Source organism: Candidatus Corynebacterium faecigallinarum (assembly GCF_052264515.1).
In the GTDB taxonomy this organism is placed as follows: Bacteria; Actinomycetota; Actinomycetes; order Mycobacteriales; family Mycobacteriaceae; genus Corynebacterium; species Corynebacterium faecigallinarum.
In genome coordinates this window covers 26,417-43,974 of the sequence record NZ_JBQQOC010000004.1, presented here as the reverse complement: position 1 = coordinate 43,974, position 17,558 = coordinate 26,417, and the positions used below count along the sequence as shown (strand labels likewise).

The 17,558-nt window shown below is 67.4% G+C and carries 10 protein-coding genes, 1 tRNA gene, 1 other RNA gene and 1 pseudogene; 10 read left to right on the top strand and 3 right to left on the bottom strand.

The features are described from left to right. Positions 1 to 138 precede the first annotated feature (138 nt). From ACTXPP_RS02950 to ACTXPP_RS02940, 3 genes are all read right to left on the bottom strand, one after another. Complete coding sequence (locus ACTXPP_RS02950) at positions 139 to 2,151, bottom strand: replication initiator (RefSeq protein ID WP_443340819.1); 2,013 nt, start codon at positions 2,149 to 2,151, stop codon at positions 139 to 141. Between the two features lie 922 nt (positions 2,152 to 3,073). Next, entirely contained in the window at positions 3,074 to 4,732 is a 1,659-nt protein-coding gene (locus tag ACTXPP_RS02945) for a site-specific integrase (RefSeq protein ID WP_443340818.1), read from the bottom strand. A 105-nt stretch (positions 4,733 to 4,837) separates the two neighbouring features. Continuing rightward, a tRNA-Ser gene (locus ACTXPP_RS02940) sits at positions 4,838 to 4,923 on the bottom strand. A 231-nt stretch (positions 4,924 to 5,154) separates the two neighbouring features. Here ACTXPP_RS02940 and ffs point away from each other — a divergent pair. The 10 genes and pseudogenes from ffs to ACTXPP_RS02890 all read left to right on the top strand — a co-directional run bounded on the left by ffs (position 5,155) and on the right by ACTXPP_RS02890 (position 17,550). Then, an RNA gene (ffs, locus tag ACTXPP_RS02935) (signal recognition particle sRNA small type) lies at positions 5,155 to 5,251 on the top strand. Between the two features lie 189 nt (positions 5,252 to 5,440). Beyond that, positions 5,441 to 6,760 (top strand): aspartate aminotransferase type Ic, encoded by a 1,320-nt coding sequence (locus ACTXPP_RS02930; RefSeq protein ID WP_301498575.1) that lies wholly within the window; start codon positions 5,441 to 5,443, stop codon positions 6,758 to 6,760. After that, positions 6,761 to 7,411: a hypothetical protein gene (locus ACTXPP_RS02925; protein ID WP_301498573.1), complete on the top strand. Its 651-nt coding sequence runs from the start codon at positions 6,761 to 6,763 to the stop codon at positions 7,409 to 7,411. Positions 7,412 to 7,488: 77 nt separating this feature from the next. Continuing rightward, complete coding sequence (locus ACTXPP_RS02920) at positions 7,489 to 10,143, top strand: DNA polymerase III subunit gamma and tau (protein WP_443340815.1); 2,655 nt, start codon at positions 7,489 to 7,491, stop codon at positions 10,141 to 10,143. A gap of 116 nt (positions 10,144 to 10,259) precedes the next feature. Beyond that, positions 10,260 to 10,574, top strand: coding sequence for a YbaB/EbfC family nucleoid-associated protein (locus ACTXPP_RS02915; RefSeq protein WP_301498241.1), 315 nt, complete (start codon positions 10,260 to 10,262; stop codon positions 10,572 to 10,574). 20 nt (positions 10,575 to 10,594) lie between these two features. Beyond that, the gene (recR, locus tag ACTXPP_RS02910; protein WP_301498243.1) at positions 10,595 to 11,239 is read left to right on the top strand and encodes a recombination mediator RecR; all 645 of its coding nucleotides are present in this window, start codon (positions 10,595 to 10,597) and stop codon (positions 11,237 to 11,239) included. 41 nt (positions 11,240 to 11,280) lie between these two features. Then, complete coding sequence (locus ACTXPP_RS02905; protein WP_301498245.1) at positions 11,281 to 11,703, top strand: DoxX family protein; 423 nt, start codon at positions 11,281 to 11,283, stop codon at positions 11,701 to 11,703. A 227-nt stretch (positions 11,704 to 11,930) separates the two neighbouring features. Beyond that, positions 11,931 to 13,671 (top strand): annotated as a pseudogene (locus tag ACTXPP_RS02900) (GMC oxidoreductase). 394 nt (positions 13,672 to 14,065) lie between these two features. Continuing rightward, positions 14,066 to 16,015 carry an ATP-binding protein gene (locus ACTXPP_RS02895; protein ID WP_443340813.1) on the top strand — a complete coding sequence of 650 codons (1,950 nt, stop codon included), beginning with the start codon at positions 14,066 to 14,068 and terminating at the stop codon, positions 16,013 to 16,015. Continuing rightward, positions 16,012 to 17,550: an acyl-CoA carboxylase subunit beta gene (locus tag ACTXPP_RS02890; protein WP_301524712.1), complete on the top strand. Its 1,539-nt coding sequence runs from the start codon at positions 16,012 to 16,014 to the stop codon at positions 17,548 to 17,550. The genes ACTXPP_RS02895 and ACTXPP_RS02890 overlap by 4 nt, the downstream gene beginning before the upstream one ends. The last annotated feature ends 8 nt before the right edge of the window (positions 17,551 to 17,558 follow it).

Below are 17,558 nucleotides of genomic sequence, written 5' to 3'. Positions count from 1 at the left end.
GCCTCTCTGGGCCCGCTGGGGCCCAGTTCAGGGCGTTTTTCCGCATGTGGATATGCCTGTAGCCCGGCTGACCTGGGGGTCAGTCGGGTTCACAGATGGGCTCCCGCCCGGGTCCTGGCGGACCCGGTTGGGTTCTGGCTATGCGGGGACCGGGGCTCGTCCCCGGGGCAGGGTCTGTGCGTCCACCCCTGCCAGGTCCGCGCGGGGGACTGTGTGCCACTGCACCGGGGTGGGGTCGGGCATGAGCCCCTGCTCAGCCAGGCAGCACTCTGCATAGTCGGCCTGGGCGGCCCGCACATCGGCGATGGTGTACGTACGTCCCTGGGCGGTCCAGGCCCGCCCCCGGTATCCAGCCCAGCGGGCCGCCGTACCCACAGCGCGGGTCGCGGCCCGCCGGGCGGCCAGCAGCACAGTCGGCAGGTCCGGCAGACCCAGGGCGCGAGCCCGGTCGTGATCGTCCTCGGACACCCATGACATCACACTCAGGGCGTCCCGGACCTGTGACCAGGGGATATGCCGGGCCCGTGACAGTACCTCAGCGGCGGGGGTGACATCGTCCCGGTCCACATCACCCCGGGGGCTGGTCAGCCACTCCACCAGCTGATCCCGGTGGGTAGGGGTGATAGTCAGGGCCAGAGCGCGACGCAGTACGACCCGGCGGGCCGCAATATCGGCGATACGACCGGTGGGGCGGGGGTCATCGGCGGGCATGGGCAGCCCCGCATCCAGCCACGCGTGTTCACGGTCCAGGCCGGATTCCCGGGCCACCAGTGCGTCTGTGTCCATCCGGTCCCAGGCGTCATCGATGATCACCGGGGCCATGGCCAGAGCCTCCAGTCGCATCCGCCGGTCATGGCGACCCCGCGCGGACCCGGGCCGCGCCCCCTCACCAGACGCGGCCCCGACATCTTTTGCCACGTAAGACAGCATTTTTGTGAGGTACGCGAGTACCCGCCGGGGCCCACCCTCACCACCGCTGATCGAGTGTATCTCAGTCTCGACGCCCCAGGCGACCCGGGGGTGGAGCACACCCTCCTTATCTCGAATAGCGGGGATTTGCCCCTGAGCTGGCGTTTTGTCGGTCAGGCCCGTTTTATCCCACCCGGGCAGTCCCAGCCGGTCCCGCAGTGCGAGATGCGCCTCACTGCCGACATACTCCACAAGACGCGCGGGGATGCCTGTCCCATGGGCGGGGATATCCACGATGTGGGTGTACGACTCTCGAACTTCGCGATCGGTGCGGGGGCAGGGCACCAGCGGCTGGTACCAGTGAGCGGCACCGGTGCCACGCCAGATCACAGCAGTGGGGGTGCCAGTGGCGGAGTGCACCACCCACCGACGCGCATCGCCGGTGGGGTCAGCGGTGATCAGCCCCCGGGACGGGTGCCGGAACGACCCCGGGGTGACCCCCGGGGTGACCTTGGTTTTGCTGCCCTCACGCCAGTAGCCGGCATGCGGCCCCCGGTCCTCGACAGGACAAGGATGGACCCGCACAATTTCATGCAGGTGACCCGCGCCGCGCTCCTGGACCTCCCGCACAGCGATACTCTGCACGTCGTATCCGGCATCGGCCCAGCGGGCGGCCCACCGGCGTTGTGCTTGTGACCAGGCCTTCCTCAGCATAGGCTCCACCATATGCCGGAGAATTTGAGCCGCATACCCGTATCGGATCGGGTCGCAGGGTACTCCGAGCCACTGCCCGGCGTCCGCGCCGCCACGGCGGCGCTTGATCTCGGCCGCGTTCCACACCGAGCCACACGACCCGTGGGTGAGGGTGACGAAGAGGAAAAAGCCGTCCGGTGGGGGTGTGTGAGGGTCGTCAGGCAGGCCCAGATTTTGCCGGGCCATACGCCGGAACCGGTGGCCGTACCGGGCAGCGCAGTGGGGGCAGTCCTCGGCCAGACGAGCCCCACAGGCAATCGCGTACAGGCCAGTCTCACCGGTGGCGGTGGTGGCGCGCATGACGCGGGGGTGCTCACACCACGACTCAGCATCAGCATGGTCGAGGGGTCGGACGTCGTCCTGGTCCACCCCCACCGCCGCAGCGAGTTCAGCGGCCTGGACATCCTCGGCCTCGGCTGGGTCGGGCAGGGACACGCCGAGCAGTGCGGCCAGTGCGGCATCATCGAGGGTAGGGGCATCATCAGACATGCCCGGGACCGTGGGCGCGGCGTGCGGGGTACCAAGAGCGTCAAGGTGCATGCCGGGACCGTGCCGAGTTCCCGCCGCACGCGAAACTGCGAAAACCCCTGGTCAGCGTATATAAGCGCAGGTCAATACGTGGTCAGGTCATCTCGCAGATACTGTTAACAGTATGTAAAATCTTGGTCTTGGCACGTCAGGGCGCTGTCGGTACACTCATCGGTATGCGAATGAAAACATCATGCAGAACAAGTGTGGCAGCTGGGGCCATGGTCGCCGCTGTAGCTCTGACCGGATGCAACTCTGATAATGACAATGAAGCTGCACCCGGTACGTCAGCATCAATAACAACGTCCAGCGGTACGACACCGACGACCTCTGAGACACCCGCAGAGACAGGCGGGCCGGACCCCACCCTTGCCCCGACGGACGTCCCGACCGAAGACCCGGTGCAGCCAGAGTCGACTCCCCCGGACCGAGAAGATTTGCTGATCGGCTTGGAGGAGGTTCCTGCTTCCGGATATGAGGATCGCACCCGGATCGCCAGGGGGTTTCGTTTTATGACTGAGACAGGAAGTGTGAATTGCCACCTGGGGAGCGGTGGATTTGCCTGCTTGGTGCCGGAACATGCTCCCTGGCCCGCTGAGCAGCGAGCCGATGACGGTCTTGATGGAATGGGGATACCTAAAGCCATCGGCTGGAGCTGGTCAGTGGGCGGCACCCCCTTTGATGGAGTTCCGCATCATTGGGCGGTACAGGGCCAGTGGCCATCTCCAGTAGAGAGCGGTCCACTGAAAGAGGGGCAGAAGATCGTCTTCAGTGGAGGTTTCAGTGGAGGTGGAGCCTATTACCCGGACTTCACCTGTGGGGTGGTCAATGGCAGCATGACCTGTGCTACATCCACCCATGGCTTCACAGTGTCGGCAGATACCTACGACACCTGGTGACGACCTGCTGCAAGATGCCCGTACACCTCATCGGCGGGCATGGCATGCTCCCGGGCCCACTCCACATGCTCGACAGGGACCGCGCGTAGCTGGTGGGGCCACCAGGCGGTGTAGTACGCCAGGCGCAGTAGGTCGATCCGGCCCCCAGTCTGTGCGGCGAGCTGTGTGTCGCCTTCGGCGGGGGTCATCCCGTCAGCGGCAGCGTCCCGGTAGGCCAGCGCGGCATCATCGAGGCCGGTGGTCTCGCGCCAGAGGGCAGCCGGGGGTCTGTCGGTAGCAAATTCGGACGCCAGTATTTCCGGGAGTGCACCGGTGTAGGGCTCAGGCCAGCGGTACCAAGCCTCGGCCAGGACCTTGGAGGCCCCGGCGAGGTCACCAGCTCCGACATGCGCGTAGGTCGCCGCCAGCGGGGACAAAGCATGTCCGAGATAGGATTCAGCGACCACGTCCGACACTCCGGCGGACATGAGCGCGGATCGCACGATGCCCCGCCAGTCGTGGGTCCGCCACCCGTCCCCGCCAAGATATGCATCCCGTATGCGGTACCATTTTTTGTCCGCTGCTTGGCGGCGCAGGGGTCGCCCGGTGGTGTCGGTGTACAGGGTCGAGTCATCGGTGAGCCACAGGGACGGCCAGGAGCCGGTGGAGGACCGCACCGGCGGCTCGGTGGGGTCAGTACCGTCCTCGCCCCGGTCCATCGCCCCGATGATCCGCCGCAGGTGCAGGGCATCAAAATGCGGGGAGACCACTGGTGGCAGCGGCAGAATCCTGTACGACGCGTGGGTCTTGACGATGGGGGACAGCATCCGGGATTCCCGCAGCTGGGCATGCACATGCAGGTCCACCCCGGTCGGGGTGTACAGGTCCACCCCGGGCCGGTAGGCCAGTGCGCCGTGGGTCAGGCCGAGGCGCTCATTGGTGCGCAGGCCGTACAGCAGCGGCATGAGCAGCAGATAGTCCTCGTAGGCGATGTGCTCAGTGAGCCACCGGGCCCGCTCGGCCACCGATCCCGGGGACGTGCGCACGGCGGTCGGCTTCGGCTTCGGCTTGGCGGGCAGGACCACCCCATCCATCGGAGAGCGAGCCAGACGCCCGTCCTCCACGGCGGTACGGCAGGCCTGGGAGATGTACCCATGCAGGGAACGGGCCCCAGTAGCCCCGGGGCCATCTGGGGAGGTCATCAGGCCAATGATGTACGCCCGCAGATCACCGCTGGTCAGCTGGGTCAATTTCAGCCCACCGAGGCGGTGGCAGCGGAGATGATTGTCGATCAGTCCCAGGGCCCGGCGGTGCGACTCGGCTTTGAGGTGTCCGAGGTCATGCCGCTCGGTGACATGATCGGTGAGCAGGTCGGCCAGGTCCGGGCCTGCATGCGGGGTGTGCTCGCTGATCGTCTCGACCCAGCCGGTGCCGAACTGGCCCGCTCCGGCATCGGTGAGCTGAGCGGCCAGGTCCTCGTATCCGCGGGTACGCAGGCGCACGACCAGGCGGGCCACGGCGATCGGGGCGGTGGGGCCGGTGCCCCGAATACGGCGACGCGGCGAGGACCCACGGATCGTCTTCTCGGCCACCCAGACAGGGGCGGTGGTGTCGGTGCGGTGGGTGAGGGTGCAGGGCAGGGACCAGGCGGATCGGCGGGGCATGAGGGTCATACTACCAATCTGGGGGCCTACCCGGGGGCCTACAAGGGTGAAAAAGGCCCCTGGCATGAAGAAACCCCCTGGTCACGGGGACCAGGGGGCTCACTGCGGAGGATAGGGGATTTGAACCCCTGTGGGATGTGACTCCCTCACGCGTTCCAGGCGTGTGACATAGGCCGCTAGTCGAATCCTCCGCCGAGAAATATACACATGTCGTCCACTCCTAAGCAAAACGCCAGGTCGTTCCGGAAAACCGACGGTGTTGGCGGCGTGGTCGGCCCGGGGGTCGTCCGGCGTTGACGGTGTGGGGGGGGGATCCGGGTTGGGGTGGTGAAAGGTCCTGTGCTGGTTCAGTGCCCTCACAGCGGATGCGCCCCACGTCCGAGGTGGCTTTGCCGGATCCGTGGCGGGTGGGCTAGCATAGGCGCTGGATCCCGTGCGGCGTCTATCTTGTGAACTCCCCCAGGGCAGGAATGCAGCAAGGGTCAACGAGCTCTAACGGGTGCGCGGGGTCCGCTAACTTTTCGGGGGATTCTCGGAGCCTGTCGGGGGACGGGAACGTGATTCTGTATCAGGCTGGGTCTGCTGAACATACCTTGTCAAGGGTGGGTACCTTTCCGTTCGCTGTGAACCGCACTACACTCGCGGATGAAGAGAATTCACAATCTGAAGTCTCCGCACCATCACCGCCGAGGAAGTCACGGAGGGACTATGAAGCTGACCGAAGCACGCACTGACCTGCTGGCATCGCTGACCGCGCTGAAGAGCGACGTCGAAGCGTCCTACCAGGAACTCAAGGGCCGCAACCTCTCCCTCGACCTCACCCGCGGCAAGCCCTCGGCCGAGCAGCTGGATCTGGCACAGTCGCTGTTGAGCCTGCCGGGCGACGACTACCGCACCGAGGGCGGGGTGGATACCCGCAACTACGGCGGCGGCGACGGCATCGCCGACATCCGCGAGCTGTGGGCCGAGGTGCTCGGTGTGGATCCGGCGCTGCTGATCGCGGGGGACGCGTCGAGCCTGAACATCATGTTCGACCTGATCTCCTGGTCCTGGACCTTCGGCAACAACGACTCGCCGCGGCCCTGGGCGGCCGATGCCGCTGATGACTCCGTGGGGCCGGTCAAGTGGATCTGCCCGGTGCCCGGCTACGACCGCCACCACACCATCACCGAGACCTTCGGTTTCGAGATGGTCACCGTGCCGATGACCGAGAACGGCCCGGATCTGGACGCCGTCCGTGAGCTGGCCAAGGACCCGCAGGTCAAGGGCATGTGGGTGGTTCCGGTGTTCTCCAACCCGACCGGTCACTCGGTGTCCCGTGAGGTCGCCGAGGGCCTGGCCGCGATGGAGACCGGTGCACCTGACTTCCGCATCGCCTGGGACAACGCCTACGCCGTGCACACCCTCACCGAGGAGTTCCCGGAGATCCTCGACGTGGTCTCCATCGCCGCGGAGGCCGGCAACCCGAACCGCTTCTGGGCCTTCTCCTCGACCTCGAAGATCACCCTCGCCGGCGCCGGTGTGGCATTCTTCAACTCCTCGAAGGAGAACCTGGACTTCTACCGCAGGATCGCCGGTGTGCGCGGTATCGGCCCGAACAAGGTCAACCAGCTCGCCCACGCCCGCTACTTCGGTTCCGCCGAGGGGGTGCGAGCGGTGATGCGCAAGCACTCCGGGATCCTGGGGCCGAAGTTCACCGCGGTCACCGACATCCTGCAGCGTCGTCTGGGTGACCTGGGTATCGCCGAGTGGACCACCCCGGAGGGCGGCTACTTCATCTCCGTGGACCTGCCGGACGGCACCGCGTCCCGTGTGGTCGCACTGGCCAAGGACGCGGGCATCGCGCTGACCGGCGCCGGTGCCACCTTCCCGCTGAAGGACGACCCGAACGACCGCAACATCCGGCTGGCTCCGTCGATGCCGCCGCTGGACGAGGTCGAGGTGGCGATGGACGGGGTGGCGACCTGCATCCTGCTGGCCGCCATCGAGGCTGCTGAGGCTGCTGAAGCTGCAGGAGCTGACCGGTAGGTGAATCTGGCGGAGACGAAGCAATGGGTCAGTGACCTGCTGCCGGGGGAGTTCACCACGTCCCGGCGGCGGGTGAACACCGGGTTCCCGGAGTTCACCGTCGCCGAGCTCACTCTCGGTGGTACAGGTGACGGGTTCGGTGGGGACGCCGCGGGTGCGGCCGACGCCGAGACCGTCGCGGTGACGCTCGACGCCGCCCGGGTCGAACCAGACCTGGTCACCGACAACGGCGCTGATCTGCGGGTGGAGTTCATCACGGTGGTCTCCGGGCATGGTCGGGCCGCGGCCGACCTGGTGACGGCGGCGGCGACGATGGTGTCCACCGACCCACACCATTTCTCCCCGCAGCCGGGGCTGCTGCTGCCGAAGCTGGGCTGGCACGTCGACGAGACGATGACCGCGATGCACGGTCTGCTGGTCCCGCCGTTCGTCTGGGAGGACGGCGTCCCGCACGTCCATGAGGTCAACTTCGGAGGACGCCACGGCGGTGGCGACTACCACGAGTACACCCACCCGGGCCGGATGACGGTCTATGCCCAGCTGGTGATGCTCACCGAGGACGAGTACCGGGTCGCCCTGTCTGGCGGACCCGGGGCGGTGCAGAACCTGCTGGCCATCTCAGAGGCGAACCTCAACAACGTCTGGCGGTGACGTCTGGCGGTAGCGTCCCGCCGGTGCGTCCGGCGGTAGGGGCACCTCGTGTCGGGCCCGCCTTGTAGTCTGGTTCCGTGGCTCTTTACAGGAAGTATCGTCCGGCCTCGTTTGCCGAGGTCGTGGGGCAGGAACATGTGACCGAGCCGTTGTCGACGGCGCTGGACAGCGGGCGAATCAACCACGCCTACCTGTTCTCCGGACCGCGCGGCTGCGGAAAGACCTCGTCGGCACGCATCCTGGCCCGGTCGCTGAACTGTGAGCAGGGGCCGACGTCCACCCCCTGCGGTACCTGCGACTCCTGTGTGGCACTGGCCCCCGGTGGGGCAGGCACCCTGGACGTCACCGAGATGGACGCGGCGACGCACAACGGTGTCGACGACATGCGCGAGCTGCGCGAGCGGGCGTTCTACGCCCCGGCGGAGTCCCGCTACCGCGTGTTCATCATCGATGAGGCGCACATGATCTCCCAGGCCGGCTTCAACGCCCTGTTGAAGATCGTGGAGGAACCGCCGGAGCACCTCATCTTCATCTTCGCGACCACCGAGCCGGAGAAGCTGCTGCAGACCATCCGGTCGCGCACGCACAACTACCCCTTCCGCCTGCTGACTCCGCCGGCGATGCGTTCGTTGCTGCAGCGGGTGTGCGCCGAGGAGCAGGTCGAGGTCGAGGACACGGTGTACCCGCTGGTCATCCGCGCCGGCGGTGGTTCACCGCGTGACTCGCTGTCGATCATGGACCAGCTGCTCGCCGGTTCCGGTGCCGACGGCGTGACCTACGACCGGGCGGTGGCGCTGCTGGGCTTCACCGACACCGCACTGATCGACCATGCGGTGGACGCCCTGGCCGATCAGGACCAGGCCGGACTGTTCGGCTGCGTCAGCGACGTCATCGACGCCGGGCACGACCCGCGCCGGTTCGCGATGGACCTGCTGGACCGATTCCGGGACCTGCTGGTCATCCAGGCGGTGCCGGATGCCTTCGACACCGGTCTGGTGGATGCCCCGGTGGATCAGCGGGACGTCCTGATCCAGGAGGCCAAGGCACTGGGGCAGGCTACGCTGACCCGCTGTGCGGCCCTGGTCAACGAGGGTCTGGCGCAGATGCGTGGGGCGACCGCGCCCCGGCTGCTGCTGGAGATTCTGTGTGCCCGCATGGCATTGCCGGCGGCAGGAACGACCGTGGAGGCGTTGGCCCAGCGCATCGAGGCGCTGGAAGCCGGTGGTGTCGGCGGTGGTGCTGGTGCGTCCGGTGGTGCCGGGGGAGCAGGTGGCGCTGGCGGCGCGGCGGCTGGTTCGGGACGCGTGTACGTGCGGAAGTCCCAGCGTGAGGCGCAGGCGGCTGCGGCGGCGCAGGACGCACCTGCCCAGGACGCACCGCCTGTGCAGCCCGGTCAGTCTGCTCAGCCCGATCAGCCTGCTGAACCCGCGCAGGACGGAGCATCGTCTGCTGCACCGGCCGCTTCTGCTCCCGCCGCCGCACCTGCGGCATCGGCCGCACCGTCGACTCAGGAGGCTCCTGCCGGGGCGTCCGACGAGGCAGCGGAGCGTCGTTCGGAGGCGGAGCGTGCCCGGGAGATCATGCGTCGTCGTCGGCAGGCGGCATCGCGTCCCGCAGCGTCCGAGCCGGACCCAGCACCTGCACCAGAAGCCGAGCCGGCCGCCGATGCTGCCGACGAGGCTGGCGCAGAACCCGGCCCCACACCGGAAACCGAGCCTGCATCCGAGCCGGGTCCTGAGTCTGCTCCCGCGCCGGCAGAGCCCGCTGAGTCCTCCGCAGACCCCCGGCCTGCCGCAGTCACCCACCCGGTGCCGCAGTGGGACGAGATCCTCGACGCCGTGAAGGAGGACTCGCTCGCACTCTGGGTGGCGGCCCGTGATGCCGCAGCCACGGTAGGTGGGGTCGATGCCGACGGCAAGGTGAGGATCACTCTGCAGCACCACACCGGTGCGCTGGCCAGCTACATCAACGCACCCGAGCGAGCCCAGGTCTTCGCCCGGGTCATCGAGAAGGTCACCGGCGCACCGGGCACCGTCGTGGCGCACGTCGGAACCGGTCCTGCCGCGGGGTCCTCCGCGGCCAGCCCTGCACAGAACCCTGCACAGGGCCAGGTAGACGGTCAGGAGGTCGCCCAGGAGCAGGCGGGAAAAGCTGAAGGCACGACCGCCCCAGTAGACACCCCTGCCCGGGAACAAGAACCAACCCCGGCTCCGAGCCCGGAACCTTCACCCGGGCCAGCAGCTGCGCCTGAGCCAGAGTCCGAGCCAGAGCCAGAGCCTGAGCCGGAGCCTGCACCTGCGACGAACCCCCGTGGTTCAGCTGTATCAACCCCGGCGTCAAACCCGGCAACGGCCCCAGCGCCGGCGTCGCCGCGTCCGACGGCAAATACCCGCCGCACCGGGCCGGACTCCGGTGAACAACTCACCGGGTGGCGCGCCCGGAAGGCGAAGTTCGATGCCCGCCAGCAAAACAACACGGCACCGTCCGGCGCAGCGTCCGGTGGTTTCGGTGGTGTACCCCTGCCGGAGGAGCCGGACGAACCCTGGGACGACGGGTCTCCGTCCGCCCCGCCGCCGGACCCCGAAGCGACGCGCCAGGCAGAGATGGCGGAGGCCGAGGAAGCCATGCGGGAACGCGATAATCCCGAGGCAACCAACCTCGACCACCGCAATGCCCTCGAGATCGCCGGTGAGCTTCTCGAGCAGCATCTCGGTGCCGAGCGAACCAGGTGACCGCCTGATCGCAGCGCCGTAACCGGTAGACTGTGGCACCGACGAACAAGCACGACAGCAACCGACAGCAACCGACAGCGACAGTCCCGACTGTCACCGTGAAAGGACCCGACACAATGAGCCAGCCCGACATGAACGCGATCATGGCCCAGGCCCAGAAGATGCAGCAGGAGCTGCAGGAGGCGCAGGCCGAGATCATGGCCTCCACCGTCGAGGGCACCGCAGGCAACGGCCTGGTCAAGGTCGCCCTGCGTGGCTCTGGCGAGGTCGAGAGCCTCACCATCGACCCGTCCGTCGTTGACCCGGAGGATGTCGAGACCCTGCAGGACCTCATCATCGGCGCTTACCAGGACGCCGGCGACAACCTCAAGAAGCTCTCCGCCGAGCGCATGGGGCCGCTGTCCCAGGGCCTCGACGGCCTCGGCTTCTAGCGGTACAGAGGTACCGTCACGTGTTCGAGGGACCGCTCCAGGACGTCATCGACGAGTTCTCCCGACTCCCCGGGGTGGGCCCGAAGAGCGCCCAACGTATCGCCTTCCACCTGCTCCAGTCCGAACCCGAGGAACTGGAACGGCTCAGCGGTGCGCTGACCCGACTGCAGTCCGGTGTGCGATTCTGCCGGATCTGCCACAACGTCTCCTCCGAGGACGTCTGCCGGATCTGTGCCGACTCCTCCCGCGACGCCACCCTGGTGTGCGTCGTCGAGGAGTCCAAGGACATCCAGGTCATCGAGCGCACCGGCGAGTACACCGGTCGTTACCACGTTCTCGGCGGCGCTCTGGACCCGCTCAACGGCATTGGTCCGAAGGAGCTCAACGTCACCGGGCTGGTGCAACGCATCGGCGGCCGGGTCGACGACGTCCCCACCGCCGACGGTGAACTCACCGACCCGCCCGAGGTCAGTGAGGTCATCATCGCCACCGACCCGAATACCGAGGGCGAGGCCACCGCCGCCTACCTCGGACGCCTGCTCAAGGAGTTCCCGGGACTGACCGTTTCCCGGTTGGCATCGGGCATCCCCATGGGTGGCGACCTGGAGTTCGTCGACGAACTCACGCTGTCCCGCGCTTTCGAGGGGCGCACCACCATCAGCTGATTCTGGCTCCGCGGCGCTGGCTACTGTCGTAGTCTGGGGTCATGAGCAGTAGAAACGCCACAGTCGGCGACTCTGATGGCACGTCCTCCGCATCCGTCACGTCACTGCGCGGGCGACCGGCGCTGTGGGCCACCGTCTTCGGTGCGGCAGGCGTCCTGCACGTGGTGAGGCCCCAGTTCTTCGACTCCCTGGTCCCGCAGGAGCTGCCGGGTGGGCAGCGTGTGTGGACGTTGGGCAGTGGAGTCGTCGAACTCGGACTGTCAGCGGCGATCCTGAACCCGGCGACCCGTCGAAAGATCGGACGTCCGGCCGCCCTGTTCCTGGTGGGAGTGCTTCCCGGCAACGTGAAGATGGCGCTGGACTGGCAGCGCAGCAAGAAAATGTCTCCGGTGATGAAGGTCGGCGCCTGGGTGCGGGTCGTGGCACAGGCGCCGATGATCGTCTCGGCGAGCCGCATCCGCTGACCCGGGGCAGGGGAAGATAGTGAACGACCCGAACTGGGCATGAATCCGCTGAACCGGAGGATTCGCCGGAACAACGCCCAGTTCGGGTTGTAGCTGTGAAGGGAGGGATGGGGTGAGCAATTCCCGGGGTTTACTGCACTTCTGCTGCAAAACCGGTGTGCGGCAAGAGACTTGGTGATAGAAACCAAACTATCCACTATTCATCACCAGTAAGGGACACCCCTCACATGTCTGCCGGTAACTCTCCAGCCACCTCCGCATCTCCCGCCTCCTCCTCTGCACTACGCGCACAACCCACCCGCCGTCGCTTCCTCACCAGCACCGACACCGCCGCGGAAATCACGGCCGTCGGCATCGTCGCCGGCCAGGCGGGCTCCCGTCCGACCGCGAACGCCCAGTCCTCCGACGGTCCGCTCGGATCGTCCGGCACGGCACCGGCACCGAACGACCCCGCGATCGCCAACCTCCCGACCGTGACCGAAGACCACCAGGTCATCGTCATCGGCTCCGGCTTCGGTGGGGGAGTCTCCGCGCTCCGCCTGGCGGGGGCCGGAGTGGAGGTCACCGTCCTGGAGCGCGGTCGTCGCTGGGAGACCGGCCCGAACGCCACGACCTTCCCCAGTCCCACCAACCCGGACAAGCGGATGCTCTGGCACCGCTCCGCCCCGCAGCTCTTCGGCAGGAACATCGCCGTCGACCCTTACGTCGGCATCATCGAAGCAGTTTCCTCGCCCACCATGACCGCGCTGTGTCCCACCGGCGTCGGCGGCGGATCCCTTGTCTACCAGGGGATGTCGCTGCAGCCGTCGAAGGAGGTATTCAATGCGACGTTCCCTGCCGGGCTCGACTGGGACCACATGGACCGCGTCCACTACCCGCGGGTCGCCGACCCCCTCGGTCTCGAGGTCTGCCCCGACGACATCCTCAACCAACCCAACTACAAGGTCGCCAGGGTCTTCGCCCAGCGCTGCCGGGACGCCGGGCTGACCCCGGAGAAGATCCCCATGCCGATCGACTGGGACTACGCCCGCCGTGAACTACGCGGTGAGATGACCCCGTCCTACACCGACGGCTCAGGGGCGATGGGCGTCAACAACGGCGGCAAGCACTCCGTCGACGTCACCTACATCGCCCAGGCCGAGTCCACGGGCAATACCACGGTGCGCACCCATACCGAAGTCACCGACGTGCAGCGTCAGGACGACGGCACCTGGCTGGTCCATGCCCTGCACACCGACGATGCCGGACGCCCGCAGCGACGCCTCGCGCTCACCGCCGGCTCGGTGGTCATGGCCGCCGGTAGCGTGAACACCACCCGGCTGCTGCTGCGGGCCAAGCACACCGGTACGGTGCCCGGCCTGCCGGACACCCTGGGGCAGGGCTGGGGCAGCAACGGCGACCGGATCTACGTCTGGAGCGACCCGACCGCGAACTTCGGCAAGGTGCAGGGCGGCCCGGTGGTTTACGACACCAAGCAGTGGGACGATCTGGACCATGCCCATACGATCATCCAGGCCTCCATCCCCCGGTTTCGGTATCGACGCCATGTCCACCATGATGGTCGGCTTCGGGGTCAGCTCCACCCGTGGTTCCTTCCGGTGGAACAGCAGTACCACGACCGCTGACCTGCACTGGCCGGCCGGCGGGGACCGGGAACTGATCGAGAATCACATCCGTCCGACGGCGGACAAGATCATCTCCGCAGGTGGGGCGCCTGGCATGCTCACCGACACCAATGACATGGTGAACTCCACCTGGCATGCCCTCGGCGGTGCGTGCATGGGGACGGTCTGTGACCTGGAGGGGCGGGTCACCGGACAGGAGGGGCTCTACGTCCTCGACGGTGCGCTGATCCCGGGGACAACGGCAGGATGCAATTCGTCGATGACGATCGCCGCTGTCGCCGAGCGTGCGATGGACGCCGTGGCCCCGGAGATCGCCGCGCGGAGGTATGTGACGCACCGATAGTTTTACGGGGGGGGGGGTAAGGCCATTAATGGATCGGTATGTGGTTAAACATGTCCCGATACAGTGACGCGGGACACAGAAATCGGCCCTCGGCGACACGCGGTCCCTGGCGCGGGGGTAGGAAAGGGGCCGCGGTTGAACGGTGGAAGAAAACATTCGTTGACCTACACGAAGTGCCGCCCTGACGGTGGGGTGGCGACGGTGCCCCGGGGGTGACACACATATATGGACAGAACACCGCCGCGCCGCGGTTTCAGCCGGGGCTCCCTAGTGTCGAGTGTCTATTCGAGCGAACCATGCCGGTACATCCCGGGGGTCATCCGGTGAGGAACCCCCGGGAATCAGCATGCGAAGTTGCGAATCGCCCCGTCCCCCTTTCAACCGAAGGAGCCCGATGCCGTCCACCATCCTCGTGGCCAACCGTGGCGAAATTGCCGCGCGAGTCGTCCGAACCGCCCGTGACCTGGGCCTGCGTTCCGTCGCCGTGTACTCCGACCAGGACATCGATTCCCCCGCTGTCGCACTCGCGGACGACGCCTACTCGCTGGAGGGCTCAACCCTGCAGCAGACCTACCTCGACGCCGCCAAGATCATCGACGTTGCCCAGCGTGCCGGCGCCGACGCCATCCACCCCGGATACGGCTTCCTCTCCGAGGTCCCCGAGGCTGCCCAGGCCATCGCCGACGCCGGCCTGACCTGGATCGGCCCCTCGGCCGACACCATCCGCCAGCTCGGCGACAAGATCAGCGCCCGCCGCACCGCCCTGGCCGCCGGTGTCTCCCCGGTCCCCGGCACCACCGACCCGGTCCAGTCCATGGACGAGGTCGAGGACTTCGTCGAGGCCCACGGCTACCCGATCGTGTTGAAGCGCTCCGACGGAGGCGGCGGCCGCGGTATCGAGGTCATCCGGACCGAGGAGGACCTCAAGGCCTTCGGTGCCGGTCACGCCATGGCCGGCGGTGACCTGGACAAGTTCTTCATGGAACGGTTCATCATCTCCGGACGCCACATCGAGACCCAGTGCATGCGTGACTCCCACGGCAACTTCGACGTGGTCACCACCCGTGACTGCTCGGTGCAGCGCCGGCACCAGAAGGTCATCGAGGAAGCCCCCGCCCCCTACCTGCCCGAAGGTGCCGAAGAGACCCTGCAGACCTGGTCCAAGGCACTGTTCGACTACACCGAGTACGTCGGCCTGGGAACCTGCGAGTTCATGCTCACCGAGGAAGGTGAGCTCTTCTTCCTCGAGGTCAACCCCCGCCTGCAGGTCGAGCACACCGTCTCGGAGGAGGTCACCGGACTGGACCTCGTCGAGGCACAGCTGACCATCGCCGACGGCGGCACCATCCCCGAGGTCCCCGAGGTCCGCGGCCACTCCATCGAGTTGCGCATCACCTCCGAAGACCCCGCCAAGGACCTGGCGCCCACCGCCGGCAAGATCAAGTCCCTCGAATGGCCCGCCGGCCACGGTGTGCGCATCGAAACCGGTGTCCGCCTCGGCGACAAGGTCTCCCCGGAGTTCGACTCGATGATCGCCAAGCTCATCGTCACCGGCCCGACCCGTGAGCGGGCCATCGCCCGTGCCCGTCGCGCCCTCGGTGAGCTCGACATCCAGGGCATCGCCACCTCCACCCCGGTGCTGGACCTGATCATGGCCCACCCGGATTTCAACGGCACCAACAACTTCGGTGACCTGCGCGTGCGTACCCGCTGGCTGGAGACCGAGTTCCTCCCCCGGATCGACCTGGAGAACCTGGGCCAGCCGGGTGCCGGTGACGAGGACGCTGAAGGTGGGATCGCCGCAGCACTGCGTACCTTCACCGCCCAGATCGACGGACGCCGCCACCGCATCACCCTGCCGGAGTCCTTCGCCGGCCTCGGCGCGATGTTCAGCTCCGGCATCGGAGCCCTCGGCGACGCCGGCCAGGAGCTCGGCAACCGCGCCGGTGCCGCGGTGCGCCGCAGCCAGCCGCGTCGTGGCTCCCGCCGCCGCGGTGGCAACGGTGACGGCGGTGCCGCCCCGGTCGGGGACGCCCTGACCGCCGACGGTGCCCTGAAGTCCCCGATGCAGGCCATCGTCGTGCGCATGGGTTGCGAGCCCGGCCAGCAGGTCAACGAGGGCGACGTCGTCATCGTCCTGGAGGCGATGAAGATGGAGAAGTACATCCACGCCCCCGCCTCCGGCACCATCGCCTCGATCGACGTCACCGTCGGCCAGAACGTCAACGGCGGCGACGACCTGCTGCACATCGATGCTTCCGACAGCGCCGACAGCGCCGACAGCGCTGACACGGACAGCGCCGACAACGACACCACCGACACCACCGAGGAGGCCGAGAAGTGACCACCGCCGAGCGCAACACCGTCGACTACGACGCCCTCGCCGCCGCCGCGGACGAGAAGGCCAAGAAGTTCCAGCACGCCAAGGGCAAGCTGACCGCCCGTGAGCGCATCGAGCTGCTCTGCGACGAAGGCTCCTTCGTCGAGCACGGCCGGTTCTTCGGCGGCGACCCCGCCGCCGGCTTCCTCGGCTCGGCCGTCGCCACCGGCTTCGGCACCATCGACGGACGCACCGTCGCCATCTACTCCCAGGACTTCTCCATCCGGGGCGGCACCCTGGGCAAGGTCGAGGGCCAGAAGATCACCGACCTCATCGACCGTGCCATCGCCGAGCGCGTGCCGTGCTTCGCCCTGCTCGACTCCGGCGGAGCCCGCATCCAGGAGGGTGTCGGCGGCCTGTCGATGTACGGCCGCATCTTCCGCAAGTCCTGCGAGGCCTCCGGCTTCATCCCGCAGATCTCCCTGATCCTCGGCCCCTGTGCCGGCGGCGCGGTGTACTCCCCGGCGATGACGGACTTCGTCATCATGCCGAAGGAGAACTCCCACATGTTCGTCACCGGCCCGGACGTGGTCAAGGCCGTCACCGGTGAGGAGATCAGCCTCGACGACCTCGGTGGTGCCGAGATGCACAACAGTGTCTCCGGTGTCGCCCACTACCTCGCCGAAGACGAGGAGGATGCGATCGACTACGCCCGCACCCTGCTCAACTACCTGCCGCAGAACTGCAACGAGCCCACCCCGTCCTACGACTACGTCGCCACCGAAGAGGACGCCGAGGCCGCCCGCGGTGTCGGTGACATCGTCCCGGCCGACAACCGTATGCCCTACGACGTCGTCGAGGTCATCGAGGCGATCGTCGACCACGGCGAGTTCGTCGAGGTCCAGGAGCACTGGGCCAAGTCCATCGTCATCGGCTTCGCCTGCATCGAGGGCAAGCCGGTCGGCATCGTCGCCGACCAGCCGATGCACAACGCCGGAACCCTGGACGTCGAGGCATCCGAGAAGACCGCCCGCTTCGTGCGCTGCTGCGACGCCTTCGGCCTGCCGGTAGTCACCCTGGTCGACGTGCCCGGCTACCTGCCGGGTGCCGAGCAGGAGCGCGCCGGCATCATCCGCCGTGGCGCCAAGGTCATCTACGCCTACGGCAACTGCACCGTCCCGGTGGTCACCATGATCACCCGCAAGTCCTACGGCGGTGCCTACATCGTCATGGGCTCCAAGGGCATCGGCGCCGACTTCGCCTTCGCCTGGCCCGCCGCCGAAATCGCCGTGATGGGTGCCGAGGGTGCCGTCCAGATCCTGCGCCGCCGCGACATCGCCGCCGTTCCCGAGGAGGAGCGCGCCGACTACACCAAGCAACTCGCCGACGAGTACGCCGCCGAGAACATCAACCCGAACTTCTCCGTGGAGTCCGGCGAGATCGACCGCATCGTCCTGCCTGCAGAGACCCGCGAGACCATCGCCGCCGCCCTGCGCTCGCTGAGCACCAAGGACCGCGACCGCCGCCACTTCAAGTTCCACTCCAACGGGCCCCTGTGACCGGGTCA

Bases quoted from the DNA above. Each gene is read 5' to 3' on its own strand.
- ACTXPP_RS02950 (WP_443340819.1), bottom strand. From the start codon at position 2,151: ATGTCTGATGATGCCCCTACCCTCGATGATGCCGCACTGGCCGCACTG.
- ACTXPP_RS02895 (WP_443340813.1), top strand. From the start codon at position 14,066: ATGCCGTCCACCATCCTCGTGGCCAACCGTGGCGAAATTGCCGCGCGA.
- ACTXPP_RS02945 (WP_443340818.1), bottom strand. From the start codon at position 4,732: ATGCCCCGCCGATCCGCCTGGTCCCTGCCCTGCACCCTCACCCACCGC.
- ACTXPP_RS02930 (WP_301498575.1), top strand. From the start codon at position 5,441: ATGAAGCTGACCGAAGCACGCACTGACCTGCTGGCATCGCTGACCGCG.
- ACTXPP_RS02905 (WP_301498245.1), top strand. From the start codon at position 11,281: ATGAGCAGTAGAAACGCCACAGTCGGCGACTCTGATGGCACGTCCTCC.
- ACTXPP_RS02915 (WP_301498241.1), top strand. From the start codon at position 10,260: ATGAGCCAGCCCGACATGAACGCGATCATGGCCCAGGCCCAGAAGATG.